This window comes from Nocardia brasiliensis NBRC 14402, assembly GCF_000308475.2.
In the GTDB taxonomy this organism is placed as follows: Bacteria; Actinomycetota; Actinomycetes; order Mycobacteriales; family Mycobacteriaceae; genus Nocardia; species Nocardia brasiliensis.
In genome coordinates this window covers 16,686-30,441 of sequence record NZ_BAFT02000073.1, presented here as the reverse complement: position 1 = coordinate 30,441, position 13,756 = coordinate 16,686, and the positions used below count along the sequence as shown (strand labels likewise).

Sequence of the window (13,756 nt, the reverse complement as noted above, 5' to 3'; positions counted from 1 at the left end):
TCCCGCACGACTCTCACCGTCCCGCACGACTCTCACCGTCCCGCACGACTCTCACCGTCCCGCACGGCTTTCCCCATCCCGCACGGCTTTCCCCATCCCGCACGGCTTTCCCCATCCCGCGCGCGTGTCGTTCGAACGACACGCGCGCGGGGCGGCGGAACGTGCGCGGGGGTGCGGCTAGTGGGCGACGTATTCGATTGTGCAGTCGCCGTTGGTGTAGTTCTGGTCTTCGCCGTGGTTGAACACGCTCAGGGTCAGGGCGATGCGGCCTGGTTTGGTGTCTACGGCGGGGATCGAGAGGACGTTGTCGGGGCCCTGTACGCGGGCCGAGGTGTCGCCGCCGCCGTTGCGGCCGGTGTCGAGATTCGCCCAGACCACGCGGAACTGCTGGTCGTATCCGGTTTCGGAGTTGGCGTCGGTGTACAGCGTGAGGTCGAAGGTGCCGTCGTTGTGCGAGGACGCGAACGCTTCACTGGCGGCGTAGGTGGAGAAATCGCCTTCCGGCGTCGGATATTTGATGGTGCACAGGTGCTCGCCGGGGGTGTCGGGAGCCGCGACCGCGGCAGGTGTGCCGCCTAACGCCGCCGCCAAGCATACGGCGGCTCCGATCAGGGCCGAACGTGTCAGTGATTTCATCGAACCGTCCCATCTGTACCGTGATCCAGCAGGTCGAACACGGTTGACCGAGGCCGATTCCCACCGAATGGAAGCGATCGGCAACCAGCCCGAGCGTACCCACCACCGCTCGATTACGCTGGCAAACGATTCCTAACTCCCTCAGTATCAACGGTTTTCGGCTGAGCAATGCGCAACACCGGTGCAGTACCGCAATTCTGACGCACCCACCCGGAATTGCCGGAAGCGAACATCCTGGTAGCCAAAGCGGAATTCGGCCGGTCCACAATTCCTGGCCCGCCCGTTCCCCGGTGATGCGGGGAAAATGCCCGCGCTGTGATCCCGACCACGCCCGGCCCGGCGAAATTGCCCAGAGCTTGCGCTTTCCCCCGACGGCGATCGCCCGCCCATAGCGACATCGGCCCGTCCTGGCGTGCCCAACGCGAACTTCCCGGCCGCGGACGGCAGTATGTCGGCCATGCGCGTACTCATCCAGCTTCGCCCGTCCGTCGATGTGATTACCGCAGTGGCCGATCGCGCCGTTCCGGTCGCCACGGCCGATGTCGCCGGGCATCTGTCCGGCATCACGCTCGATCAGTCCTATGCCCCGGTCGCGGTGCCGAAGCCGGTGCCCGCCGCGGCCGCCATCGAGCGACTGAGCTACTCATTGGACCCGGTGGACGCATCAGTGGTGGTGCGCGGCGAGATCGCGGACGACGACCTCGCCCGCGGCGTCGCTCAGCTGTCCGAATCCCGCAGCGTCACGGGAGTATTCGCCGATCCGGTGATCCAGACCAGTCTGACCTGTGGCGACACGCCCGCGGTCGGGAACTGGCACGACGTCGAAACATTGGTGCGACGTGGTGATTTGGGAGCCGCCGGACTGGACGGCAAAGGGGTGGCACTGGCCATCGTCGACACCGGCATCAACGCCGCGCACGTTCAGCAGGCCAGGGGCGGCGCAGTGCACATCGATCAGGCGCGCAGCTGGAATCCCCCCGGTGTCAATGGAACCGCGGGCGAGTTCCCGGTGGCGCACGGCAGCATGTGCGCCTTCGACGCGCTCATCGCCGCACCCCAGGCCACCCTGCTCGACATCCCGGTGCTGCAGAGCACCCGGCAGGGCGGCAGCACCATGGACGGACTGCTCTCGGACGCGCTGGCCGCCTACGCGCACCTGCGCACCGTGCTGACGGACCAGCCCGCCGCATCCCGCGCGCTGGTGATCAGCAACAGCTGGGGCTCCTTCTCGCCGAGCTGGGACTTCCCGGTCGGGCGGCCGGGCAACTACTCCGACAATCCGTCGCATCCGTTCAACGTGATCGTCGGGTCGCTGGAGGCCGCGGGCGCCGATATCGTTTTCGCCGCAGGCAATTGCGGCCGCGACTGCCCCGACGGCCGCTGCGCCTACAAGGACCGCCCGATCGGCGGCGCGAACTCCCATCCCGGCGTGCTGTCCATCGCGGGTGTCGACACCAAGAACCAGCGGGTGGGCTACTCCTCGCAGGGGCCGGGCCGTTTGACCGATCGCAAGCCCGACATCTGCTCCTACACGCACTTTCTCGGGTCGAAGGCCTTCGGTGCGACCGAGCCCGACACCGGCACCTCGGCCGCCTGCCCGGTGGCGGCCGGCCTGGTCGCCGCCGTGCGCACGCAGTGGTCCGCCACCGCGCTGCCGCCGGCCCAACTGCGAACGTTGTTGCAGCGCACCGCGACCGCGCAGGCCGGTGGCTACAACTATGACTACGGCTACGGCATCGCCGACACGGCCGCGCTGCTCGCGGAACTGAACAAATCGGCCTCCCGCGCGTAACGTGGGAGCATGCCGTTGCTCACGATCCGGCTTCCCGCGAACGCGACCCTGGCCGTCGCACTGCGCGAACTGAAGCTCACGGTCGACGACGTAGACACCGCGTACGGTCTCATCCCCGTCGATCCCGCGCAGGGGCTCTACGCCCTGCGCGTGACCGACTCGGCGGCCGCGCGGCTGGACATCGACCAGGTCGAGATCTTCGCCGACCCCCGCATCGAGGCGATGGACGACCCGAAACCACCTGTCTGAGCAGCTGATTCAGCCCACCCCCCGCGGCGCCGCGCCCGCGTTCCTGCGCACCGCAATCGTTGCCGCCTACACCGCGCCGCCATGTGACGCGCCGCCTCCCCCGCGTACGCTTGCCCTTCGCCGCATCGCGCGTCGCCCTCGCCGCGCCACGCCAACTTCCCTGCGCCGCCTCCGCCGCGCCACGCGCCGCCTTCCCCGCGTACGCCCTACCCTTCGTCGCGTCGCCTTCCCCGCGCCGCCTCCGCCGCGCCGCGCGAAGCTCCCCCGCGCCGCCTCCGCCGCGTTACGGCCTCCCCTTCGCCGCGTCGCGCGCCGCCTTCGCCGCATCACCTTGACCGCGTCGCCCTCGCCGCATTACGCCATACCCTTCGCCGGTCGCGCGCCACCCTCCCCCGTGACACGCACCACCTTTCGCGCACTACCGGCCCCTGGCCGAGATCGGGCGTCAGCTTGTCGCGGGCCGAATCAGGCGCGCCGCCTGCGTGATTGAGCGATTGCGCAAGAGTTGCCTTCGCGTAGCCGATCGGCCGCTACGGATCTGCCCAGAGCGTGCACTGGACCAGTTTCCGGTGAATTTCCCGGTCCGCCAGACTGATTCAGCGTTCTCCCAGTACGACGCACGGTGCGCGACAGCCCCCACGCGACATATCGAATGCACAACATTCCGTATTGGAACCCGACATCGGCCCACACTGGAACCCTCCCGTCTAAGATCCGACCCATGGGTACGCGAGCGGTGCACTTCGTCGGCAGTTTTCCGGCCGAGAGCACAGCTACCGCGATGCAAGCAATGCTCGACACTTCCGGTTCCCTGCTACGAACGCTGCCCACCGGTGAGACCCGACGCTACGAGTTCTACGTCAAACCGATAATCGAAGATCTGGTCGCGCAGGGCGCCTTGGAATTGAAGAAGGCGGGCGAGTGGAACACCAGCCAGCAGCGCACGATTTACCGGCCCGCGCGCGGTAAACGACTCACCGCCGACCTGATGGATCTGGGTTATCTGCACGAGGCCGAGGAGGCCCTGCCGGTTTTCCTGGCGGCGCGTGAGCGGCACGGACTGCCCGGACTCACCCTGCAGATCGGCATGCCCACCGATTTCACGCTCGCCTTCATCGCCATGGGCTTCACCGGCCTGCTGCGGCATCGAAAAGCGTTCACCGCGGCCGCGCTCCGCGATATCGCCGCGATCCAGCGGCTCACCGGCGGTGACGTGGTCATTCAACTGGAAGCCACCGCGGAACTGGTGCTGCTCGCGCAGACGCAGCCGCGGCACCGGATGGTGAACCGGGTGCTGGGGTTGAGCAAGCGGATCGCCGCACTGGCCGCCGCCGCGCCCGCGGGCACCCGGTTCGGCGTGCACATGTGCGTGGGCAGCCTGCACAACAAGTCCCGGGCCACGCTGCGGGACGCACGCCCGATCGTCGACTTCGCCAATTGCCTTGCCCGGCAGTGGCCTTCGGACCGCCCGCTGGAATTCATCCACGCCCCGTTCGCGGCCGGGGACAAGCCGCCCTCGACCGAGAGCACGTTCTATGCGCCGCTGTCGGGCCTGAAGCTGCGCGAGGGCACCCGCTTCTACGCGGGGCTGGTACACGACATACCCACCGAGGCAGCGCAATTGCAGACGTTGCGGCAGATCGAGCAGGCCCTCGGCCGGCCGGTCGACGGGGTCGCCACCGCGTGCGGCCTGGGCCGGCGCGCCCGCCCTGTCGCCGACACGCTGATGGCACGGGCAGCCAGGCTTGCTGAACAGGAGTGACTCGCGCGCGGCGCGCCGATAACGGCTACGCCGAGTATCTGTACGGAACCACGCCGCGGTTCCAGTCGAAAATTCGGCCCTGACGGGCGGATTATGACGCTTTGCCGTGCGCCGGGCCGGCTGCTCGAACGCTACGCTCGAGATCGAGCAAGCCGAGACCCACCGGGAGGAAACCTTGTCGGGGATGGACCGAGCGCCTGGACTCAATCCCGCAGTGCCGAGTTCCGCGCGCATCTATGACTACATGCTGGGCGGTAAGGACAACTACGAGGTCGACCGCCAGGTCGCCCATCGTATGCTCGCCATCGCCCCGGACACCAAGACCCTGGCCTGGTTCATTCGCCAATTCCTGGTCCGCGCAGTCGAATCGGCCGCCGACGCGGGCGTCAAACAGTTCATCGACCTCGGCGCGGGCATCCCGACCTCGCCCAACGTGCACGAAGTCGCCCGGGAGATAGAGCCTTCGGCCAGAGTCGTCTACGTCGACAACGACCCCGTCGTGCGCGCGCACTGCGACGCGCTGCTGGCCAACTCGCCCGGCCTATCGGTCATGCAGGCCGACATCCGCCGCCCGCGCGAGATCATCGACCGCCTGCGGGCGGAGTCGCTCATCGACTTCGAGGAACCGGTCGCCGTGCTGATGATCGGTGTACTGCACTACGTGATGGACGAGGAGAAGCCCGCCGATATCCTCGCCGCGTTCCGCGATGCCATGGCGCCGGGCAGCTACCTGGCCATCACCCACGGGTCCAACGAGACCAATCCGGACTTCATCAGTCAATCCCAGTCCGACACCGAGAACACCCCCTCCCAGGTGCGTTACCGATCGGCGGAGGAGATCGAGGCCCTCATGACCGGCTTCGAGTTGATCCCGCCCGGCGTCGCGCCGGCACAGCAGTTCCTCCGCACGGATCTGCCCGCGACTCGCCTGGTGATCTACGGCGGTCTCGGCCGCAAATCAGCCGGCTGACCGTTTACGCCGCGACGCGTCGGCCGGTGCCGCTTCGGGTGGCAGCCGGAAACCGACGCGGGCACCAGGGCCGGGCTCGGCGAACACCGTGCCGTGATGCGCGGTCACGATGTCGTCGACGATTGCGAGACCGAGGCCGGAACCCGGCGTACTCTGCGTGTTCGCGGCCCGATAGAAACGGTCGAAGACGGCGGTGATATCGGCGGGCGCGATGCCGGGCCCGTGGTCGCGCACCGTCAATTCCGTGCCCTCGACCCGCACTTCGATCGGCGTATCCGCCGGGCTGAACTTGATCGCGTTTCCCAGCAGATTGTCGATACACCGCTCCAGCGCGCGCAACCGGCCGAGCACTGGCTGTGTCCCCGTCGCGGTGACCGTGATGGTCCGCCCGCTGCGGTGCCGGAAACGCTGCGCACAATCCTCGGCCAGCGTCGCCAGGTCCAGCGAGGTGACGTCCTCCGTGGTGCGCTGATCGGTAGCCAGCTCGACCAGTTCGGCGACGAGCGCGTCCAGCGCGACGGACTCCTGGACCAACGTGTGCAGCACCTTGGTTTCGTCCTCGGGAGCGAGCCGCCCCCGGGCGCGCTGCAGGAGTTCCGCGCTGCCGCGAATGGAGGTCAGCGGGGTCCGCAGCTCATGGCTGGCGTCTTGCACGAGCCGGTGCTGCTGCTCGCGCGAACGGCGCAGCGCGGCCAGCATGGTCGCGAAACTGCCGGTGAGCCTGCCGATTTCGTCGCGGCCGGTGGGCGGCAGCGGCACCGAGAGATCCTGGGTCGAGCTGATGTGCTCGGTCGCGGCGAGCAATCGGCGTACCGGCCGCAGGATGCGACCGATCACCAGCCAGCTGAGCAGCGCCGACACCGCCACCGCGAGCGCGGTGATACCGCCTGTGCGCCAGAGGAATTCCTGGTCGATCTGATCCGGCTTCTCGTACCGCTGGGCCACCATCACGGCGCCGCCGCCCGGCCGCGGCTTGGTCAGGATGCCGTATGGCTTGCCGTCCAGATCGATGTTGTATTCGGCTGTGCCGCTGCCGGTTCTGGCGACCGCCCGATCGGCATCGGCGACCGGCAGTACGATCCGGTCCGCGACGAGCGGGTGTGCGATGCCGTCCGCGCCCAGCAGTTGCTCGATGGTGTCGGGCCGTTCGGGCAATACCGCGGGCAGCACCGCGAGGACCGCGTCGGCCCGATCGTTGAGGCTGTGCGCGAACTGCGCGCTGATCAGGCCCACGACCCCGCGGTAGGACGTCGCGAGCGTGACGATGATGGCGGCCACGATCGCGACCACGACGACCAGGGTGATCCGTGCCCGCAGCATCACGCGGGCCGCACGGAGTAGCCGACGTTGCGCACGGTGTGGATCAGCCGGGGTTCGCCGTTCTCTTCGGTCTTGCGCCGCAGATACCCGATGTAGACATCGAGTGAGCGGGACTCGGTATCGAAGTCGAAACCCCAGATGTGCTCGTAGATCCGGCTGCGGCTCAACACGATCCGCGCGTTGCGCAGCAGCAGCTCCAGCACGTCGAACTCGGTCTTGGTGAGTTCGATCGGGCGGTCGCCGCGATGCACCTGCCTGGTCGCGGTGTTCAGGGTCAGGTCGTCGACCGCCAGCACGGTGTCGTCGGCCTCGTCGAAGGTGCTGCGCCGCAGCAGCGCTCGCAACCGGGCGAGCAGCTCGTCAGTGGCGAACGGCTTGGGCAGATAGTCGTCGGCGCCCGCGTCGAGACCGGCCACCCGGTCGCCGATCTGCTGCCGGGCGGTGAGCACCAGGATCGGTAGCCGGTCACCGCGCCGGCGCAGCAGCCGGCACAGCGACAGGCCGTCGAGGCGCGGCATCTCCACATCGACCACCGCCAGGTCCGGCCGCTGCTGCGCCAGCAGCTCCAGGGCTTCCTGCCCGTCCGCGGCGAGGTACACCTGATAGCCCTCGAAGCGCAGCAGTTGGTCCAGCGTGCTGCGCACGTGCGGATCGTCCTCCGCGACGAGGACCGACGCGGCGGGTACTGACGAGCTGGTGGTGTTCACTCCGTCATTGTTGCTGGTGAGTAGCGATGCCGCAGGGGTCAGGCCGTTCACTTCGTGACCATCGTCACGCCGCGCTCGCCGAGCGCCGGTCAGACCCCCACCAGCACCTTCGCGCGGTCCCTGGAATTCTTACCTGTTTCTTGCGTGGCCCTCGCAATGCGCTGACATCCACCGCACAGGATCTGTCCCATACCGCAACCGAATGCGGGAAGCGTTCCGACAAAGGGGATTTCGACGATGCGCAAGAGTATGCGGGCAGTCGCGAGTGTGCTGGCGGCCCTCGCCGCGGCGACCATGATCACGGCGTGCGCCGACGGCGCCGCCCCACCCGGACCCGACTGGTGCCCGACCGTGCCGGGCCATCGGGTCGAGTGCGGGGTGCAGTCCCGGCCATTGATCGCGGATCAGCCCGAATCAGGCACTGTGGCAGTGAGTTACGCGCTCATCCGGCGCAGCAAACTGGACGCGCCCGCGGTGGGTACCATCGCACCGAATCCCGGTGGACCCGGTGTGCCGCTGATCGCGCACGCCGAGCAGGCGGCCCAGCTCTCCGCGCTGATGCTCGAAGACCACGATCTGCTGCTCGTCGATCCGCGCGGCACCGGGCTGTCCAGCCCGTTGGACTGCGGCGCGGACGAGACGGGCTACCAGCTCGGCACCCGTGACCAGCAGCAGCAAATGGTGGCCCGGTGCGCCGAACAGCTCGGCTCGCGCGCCGCGGGCTACACCTCGGCGGCCACCGCGGACGATTTCGATGCCGTGCGGGCCCGCCTCGGTATTCCGAAGCTGGTGCTCTACGGCATCTCCTACGGCACCTACCTGATGCCGATCTACGCCGAGCGCCACCCTGACAGCGTGCAGTCCATGGTGCTGACCGGCGCCTACCCGCCCGACTTCGATCTGCTCTCCCGGCCCAGTGCCGAGGCGTTGTCGCTTGCGCTGCAACGGATCTGCGAGCGCAGCCGAGCGTGTGACGGTGCGACGGCCGTGGCCGATCTGACCGCCGTGACGCAACGTCTGGCCGCGCATCCGCTGACGATCGACGGTCCCGCGCCGTGGCAACTCGACGAAAGCAAGCTGGCCACACTGGCTTTCGAGGTAGGCACCAGCAATCTGGGTGCGAATCCGACGGAGCTGACCCCGCTCGGCACGTTGCCCGCCGCGCTGCACGCGGCCGTGCGGGGTGACGATACGCCGTTGCGGCAGTTCGCCGCTCGCGCCGGCGGCGAGCCGGCCACGGAGAACATCGACCTGTTCCTCACCGTCGCGTGCAACGACTATCCCACGCTGTGGTCGCGGCAGGCGTCGTTGCCCGAGCGCGATCAGCAGTACCGGCACAGTGTCGAAGCGGCGGGCCGCACCGGCGCCTTCAGCGCGGCCGGCTTCAGCGGGGGTATGCGCGACGGCGGCAACGCCTGCCTGCGCTGGCCCGCGGTCACCGAGGCGCACACCGCCCCGGCACGCGGCACGCTGCCCGACGTGCCGGTGCTGGTGCTCTCCGGCGACCTGGACGCCATCACGCCGGACGCGAACGGGCAGCGGGTCGCGGCGATGTTCCCGCGCGCCACGTTCCTGTCCGTCCCCAACACCGGCCACATCCCGGATCTGGAGCCCAGCGGCTGCGTCGTCGGCATCGTCGACCATTTCGTCCGCACCGGCACCACCGGTTCGACCGACTGTGTGGGGACCGTACCGCCGATCCAGGTCACCCCGGTGCCGCACTGATCCGCAACCAGGCCACCGACCGGTGGGCGACGCGCAGGACGCGTCGCCCACCGCGTCATTTCGGCAGCCGCCCCGGTTTGCGGCCGAACCCGGTTCCTCTCGATCCGCGGTGCTCTTACTCCGGCAGCGTGCCGAGCAGCTGTTCGAAGTTGTCCGAGGCGATCAACGCGAGGCTGCTCTCGGTGCGGCGGGTGCTGATCGCGAGCGAGAGATGCCCTTCGTACCAGCGGTAGATCGATTGGCTGACCGGCCAGGGTTGTTCCGCGAAACCGTTGACGGCGAGCTGGGCCAGCACGGCCCCGGCCCGGAGTACCTCGAGATCGTTGATCGGGTAGGCGTACATGTGCTGTTTGGCGGGCAGGATCACCAGCGCGCCCGCCGCCCCGGTCACCGGGTAGTCGCCGAGCCAGCGGACGTGCGCCGTGGCGTACTCCGAGCCCGACAGCAGCGACAGCGGTAACCCTTCGGCGAGCGGATCGTCGAATTCGTGCACCGTGACCTCCAGCGGGCCGTCGGCGCGGACATTGCGTTCGGCCAGCGCGAACAGATCGTACTCACCGATCTGCCACTCCCGGCGCATTTCGTGGGTGACCTGGGCGACGGTGTGCACGCGATCGAGGACGACGCGCTGCACCAACCCCGGCGCGACCATCCGGCGCACCGCGTCCTCCGCGCGCATCGTGCTGGGGTACAGCCGGGTTCGGATCGAGTCGCGCACCGCCGCGAAGCTGTCCACGCCGTCGTGCGCGGCGAGTTCGAGGGTGGCGATGCCGGTGGCCAGATGATCGGCGGCCAGCGCGAACCAGTTCGCTTGCGGCTCACCGGCGGCCACCCGGCGCAGGTTGGCCAGCGACGTCTCGAAGCGCCCGCGCCCGCCGTGCAACACGATGTGGTCGGCGGACACGATCCGGCAGGAAAACCCTTGCCGCCTTGCGGCTTCGACGAAAGCCTCCGACAGGAGATCGCGTTCCGGCATGAACAGCCCCCTCCACCAGCACAATCCGCGTTCCGCGCCGAGCCGATGCGCGGTTCCCCCTCGATTCTGTCAGCTTTCGCCGCCGCGGGCGCGATGGGCGGCCGGGCCCCAGTTCAGGAATACCGGCAAACGGCCTGCCGGTCCGGTCAGCGGACCATCGGATGCGTATCGGCGCGGAACGGCACTCGCGAACGTTCGCGAACCATATGATCGCCACAGAGTTGAGAGTGGAGATCGCCGCATGACCGCAGTCGCCGACGCCGGCACCACCGGGTACGCCCGTGTCATCGCCCCACCGGGCTGGAGTCGCTGGCTGGTGCCGCCGGCGGCATTGTCCATTCATCTGGCCATCGGGCAGGCGTACGCGTGGAGTGTGTTCAAGCCGCCGCTGGAAAAGGCGATGGACGTCTCGGGCACCGGCAGCGCATTGCCGTTCCAGATCGCCATCGTCATGCTCGGCCTGTCCGCGGCCTTCGGCGGCACCCTCGTCGAACGCCGCGGGCCGCGCTGGGCGATGACGGTCTCGCTGGTGTGTTTCTGCTCCGGGCTGCTGATCTCGGCTCTCGGCGCGGCGACCGGCGCCTACTGGCTCATCGTGTTCGGTTACGGCTTCGTCGGTGGCATCGGGCTCGGCATCGGCTACATCTCGCCGGTGTCGACACTGATCAAGTGGTTCCCCGACCGGCCGGGCATGGCTACGGGTTTCGCGATCATGGGCTTCGGCGGCGGCGCGTTGATCGCCTCGCCGTGGACCACCCAGCTGCTGTCGGGTTTCGGCAAGGACGACGCGGGGATCGCGAAAACCTTTCTGGTGATGGGCCTGACCTACGCCGTGTTCATGTCGGTGGGCGTGCTGCTCGTCCGCGTTCCGCCGCCGGGCTGGCGTCCGGCAGGCTGGATGCCGTCGAAAAAGACCGGGCGACTGGTCAGCGACAACGACGTCGAAGCCAACGTCGCCCTCCGCACGCCGCAGTTCTGGCTGCTGTGGATCGTGCTGTGCTGCAACGTGACCGCGGGTATCGGCATCCTGGAAAAGGCGGCGCCGATGGTGCTCGACTTCTTCGCACAGACCTCGACGCCGGTCACCGTCACCGCGGCGGCGGGTTTCGTCGCGGTGTTGTCCGCGGCCAATATGGCGGGACGGATCGGCTGGTCCTCGCTCTCGGACGTGATCGGCCGCAAGAACATGTACCGCGTCTACCTCGGCGTCGGCGCGCTGGCCTACGCCATGGTGTGGTCGGTCGGCCAGACGAGCAAGCCGCTGTTCATCCTGGGCGCGATGGTGATCCTGTCGTTCTACGGCGGCGGATTCGCCACCGTCCCGGCCTATCTCAAGGATCTGTTCGGCACCTACCAGGTGGGCGCCATCCACGGCAGGCTGCTCACCGCCTGGTCGGTGGCCGGTGTCGCCGGACCGTTGATCGTCAACGCCATCGCCGATTCCGGTGCCCGGCACGGCAAGACCGGCCCAGAACTGTACGGGACCTCGTTCGCGATCATGATCACGCTGCTCTGCGTGGGTTTCGCGGCCAATGAACTGATTCGCCCGGTGGCGGCGAAACACCATCGCACGGCCGAGCCGACGGTCGTCGTCACGGAGAAGGACCCGGTATGACCCACGCCGAACGCACCGAATCGACACTGCCCCGGCGCATTCCGCTGCTGATCTTCGCCTGGCTGTGGGTGGCGATCCCGTTCGCCTACGGCGTGGATCGGTTGATCGTGAACCTGCTCAAGCTGTTTCACTGAACACCGCCGCTCGGACGTCCGGCAGCACACAGTTGATCATGATCGCGTCATGAGAAAGTCATCATGGCTTGATCCGATGGCGGTCGTAATGTCCGACTTCGAGACGAGGAACTGCCTTGCCGCTGACCAAGCCCACGAGGCTGAGCATCATCGCCGCACTCGCCACCACCTGTATGGCGATCCCCTGCCAAGCGACGGCTGCCCCCGCGGCCACGCCGGAACTGCGCGTGCTGACCTACAACACCTTTCTGTTCAGCAAGAACCTGTACCCCAACTGGGGCCAGGACCATCGCGCCGCCGAGATCCCGAAAACCGATTTCTTCCACGGCAACGACGTCGTCGTGCTGCAGGAAGCGTTCGACAACGGCGCCTCCGACGCGCTGAAATCCGCTGCGGCAGGTGAATATCCACACCAGACACCGGTGGTCGGCCGGTCCAGGAACGGCTGGGACGCGACGGGCGGCAAGTATTCCGCCACCACACCGGAGGATGGCGGCGTCACCATCCTGAGCAAGTGGCCGATCCTGCGCAGAGAGCAGTTCGTCTTCGCCGACGCCTGCGGCGCCGACTGGTGGTCGAACAAGGGTTTCGCCTACGCGATGCTCTCGGTGAACGGCAGCAAAGTGCACGTGATCGGCACGCACGCGCAGTCGACCGATCCCGGCTGCGGCACGGGCGAAGCGGCCCGCGATCGTTCCCTGCAGTTCAAGGAGATCGACGCGTTTCTCAAAGGAAAGAACATCCCCGCGACCGAGCAGGTGCTGGTGGCGGGCGATATGAATGTCGATTCCCGCACCGCCGAGTACGGTTCGATGCTCGCCGACGCCGGATTGGAGCCTGCGACCTCGCGCACCGGTCATCAGTACTCCTTCGACACCGCGGAGAATTCGATCGCGCACGACCGTTACCCGAACGACCCGCGCGAAGACCTGGACTACGTCCTGCACCGCAAGGGCCACGCCAAGCCGTCGTCGTGGCAGAACAACGTCATCAAGGAATCGTGTCCGCCCTGGACGGTGACCAGTCAGGGTAAGGACTACACCTACACCAATTTGTCCGATCACTACCCGGTGATCGCAGGCGGCTGACCGCGCACCGCCCGTGCTGCGCACCGGGTGCCGGCACGGGCGGATTACCGCTTTGGCGAACGCTTTTCGGCGAGATCCGCTAGTTTGCTTGCTATGCGGTCACGTTGGGGTGCTCTACTCGCCATTGCCGTCTTGTCCTCGATCGGTCCGGTCGTCGGCGCGACCCCGGCCACGGCCGGCCCGCCCGTGGTGACGTGCGCGTTCACGCCGACCGCGCCGGACAATCCGGCCGCCCGCCCCGTGGCGCCGCCACTGCCGGTCGCACTCGGCGTCGGCACCATCGACGTCACGTTCCACTACAACTACGGCCCGGTCACCATCCGGCTCAACCGCGCGGGCGCCGCGCCGTGCGCGGTGCAGAACATGACAAGCCTGGTGGCACAACGCTTCTACGACCAGAGTCAGTGCTGGCGGCTCACCGACAGCGCCCGCCTCGGCGTGCTGCAATGCGGCGATATCTTCGAAGTGGAGAAGGGCGGGCCCGGCTACCAGTTCCCGGACGAGGTCGACGGCACCGAAACCTATCCGCGCGGCACCGTGGCGATGGGCAACCAGGGCCCCGGCACCAATGGCAGCGAATTCTTCATCGTCCATTCGTTCGCCAATATTCCGGCGAACTACTCGGTGCTGGGTCAGGTCGTAGCCGGTATGGATGTCCTCGATCGCATGGTCGCCGCGGGTATCACGCCGACCGAACGCGGGCCGCGCGACGGCCTGCCCGCCGAGCCGGTCGTGATCACCAGCGCCACGCTGTCCTGAACGGCGCGCCGGCCGGGAACCGA

The 13,756-nt window shown here is 68.0% G+C and carries 13 protein-coding genes; 9 read left to right on the top strand and 4 right to left on the bottom strand.

Translation table 11 applies throughout. The features are described from left to right. Positions 1 to 177: 177 nt before the first annotated feature. Positions 178 to 636, bottom strand: a complete 459-nt coding sequence (locus TY25_RS26890; RefSeq protein WP_042260560.1) for a hypothetical protein — start codon at positions 634 to 636, stop codon at positions 178 to 180. A 412-nt stretch (positions 637 to 1,048) separates the two neighbouring features. Here TY25_RS26890 and TY25_RS26885 point away from each other — a divergent pair, with 412 nt between their 5' ends. The 4 genes from TY25_RS26885 to TY25_RS26870 all read left to right on the top strand — a co-directional run bounded on the left by TY25_RS26885 (position 1,049) and on the right by TY25_RS26870 (position 5,409). Continuing rightward, the gene (locus tag TY25_RS26885) at positions 1,049 to 2,428 is read left to right on the top strand and encodes a S8 family serine peptidase (protein ID WP_081869134.1); all 1,380 of its coding nucleotides are present in this window, start codon (positions 1,049 to 1,051) and stop codon (positions 2,426 to 2,428) included. Positions 2,429 to 2,437: 9 nt separating this feature from the next. Then, positions 2,438 to 2,677 (top strand): hypothetical protein, encoded by a 240-nt coding sequence (locus tag TY25_RS26880; protein WP_042260558.1) that lies wholly within the window; start codon positions 2,438 to 2,440, stop codon positions 2,675 to 2,677. 721 nt (positions 2,678 to 3,398) lie between these two features. After that, a complete protein-coding gene (locus tag TY25_RS26875) occupies positions 3,399 to 4,439 on the top strand; it encodes a hypothetical protein (protein WP_042260556.1) in 1,041 nt (346 codons plus the stop codon). 184 nt (positions 4,440 to 4,623) lie between these two features. Further along, positions 4,624 to 5,409 (top strand): SAM-dependent methyltransferase, encoded by a 786-nt coding sequence (locus tag TY25_RS26870; protein WP_042260570.1) that lies wholly within the window; start codon positions 4,624 to 4,626, stop codon positions 5,407 to 5,409. Here TY25_RS26870 and TY25_RS26865 read toward each other — a convergent pair. Further along, positions 5,398 to 6,729: a HAMP domain-containing sensor histidine kinase gene (locus TY25_RS26865; protein ID WP_042260554.1), complete on the bottom strand. Its 1,332-nt coding sequence runs from the start codon at positions 6,727 to 6,729 to the stop codon at positions 5,398 to 5,400. The two genes, TY25_RS26870 and TY25_RS26865, sit on opposite strands and share 12 nt — an antisense overlap. Next, the gene (locus tag TY25_RS26860) at positions 6,729 to 7,436 is read right to left on the bottom strand and encodes a response regulator transcription factor (protein WP_042260552.1); all 708 of its coding nucleotides are present in this window, start codon (positions 7,434 to 7,436) and stop codon (positions 6,729 to 6,731) included. Before TY25_RS26860 ends, TY25_RS26865 begins: the two co-directional genes overlap by 1 nt. 237 nt (positions 7,437 to 7,673) lie before the next feature. Here TY25_RS26860 and TY25_RS26855 point away from each other — a divergent pair, with 237 nt between their 5' ends. Continuing rightward, a complete protein-coding gene (locus tag TY25_RS26855; protein WP_042260549.1) occupies positions 7,674 to 9,161 on the top strand; it encodes an alpha/beta fold hydrolase in 1,488 nt (495 codons plus the stop codon). Between the two features lie 115 nt (positions 9,162 to 9,276). On the opposite strand, the gene TY25_RS26850 is transcribed toward TY25_RS26855, so the two are convergent. Beyond that, entirely contained in the window at positions 9,277 to 10,137 is an 861-nt protein-coding gene (locus TY25_RS26850) for a hypothetical protein (protein ID WP_146154167.1), read from the bottom strand. Between the two features lie 241 nt (positions 10,138 to 10,378). Between TY25_RS26850 and TY25_RS26845 the strand changes: the two genes are divergently transcribed. From TY25_RS26845 to TY25_RS26835, 4 genes are all read left to right on the top strand, one after another. Then, on the top strand, positions 10,379 to 11,752 hold the full coding sequence (locus TY25_RS26845) for an L-lactate MFS transporter (protein WP_042260545.1): 1,374 nt from the start codon (positions 10,379 to 10,381) through the stop codon (positions 11,750 to 11,752). Further along, positions 11,749 to 11,886, top strand: coding sequence for an MFS transporter small subunit (locus TY25_RS43435; RefSeq protein WP_169744359.1), 138 nt, complete (start codon positions 11,749 to 11,751; stop codon positions 11,884 to 11,886). The genes TY25_RS26845 and TY25_RS43435 overlap by 4 nt, the downstream gene beginning before the upstream one ends. 116 nt (positions 11,887 to 12,002) lie before the next feature. Continuing rightward, a complete protein-coding gene (gene sph, locus TY25_RS26840) occupies positions 12,003 to 12,974 on the top strand; it encodes a sphingomyelin phosphodiesterase (protein WP_042260543.1) in 972 nt (323 codons plus the stop codon). 93 nt (positions 12,975 to 13,067) lie between these two features. Then, the gene (locus tag TY25_RS26835; RefSeq protein ID WP_042260542.1) at positions 13,068 to 13,733 is read left to right on the top strand and encodes a peptidylprolyl isomerase; all 666 of its coding nucleotides are present in this window, start codon (positions 13,068 to 13,070) and stop codon (positions 13,731 to 13,733) included. Positions 13,734 to 13,756 lie beyond the last annotated feature (23 nt).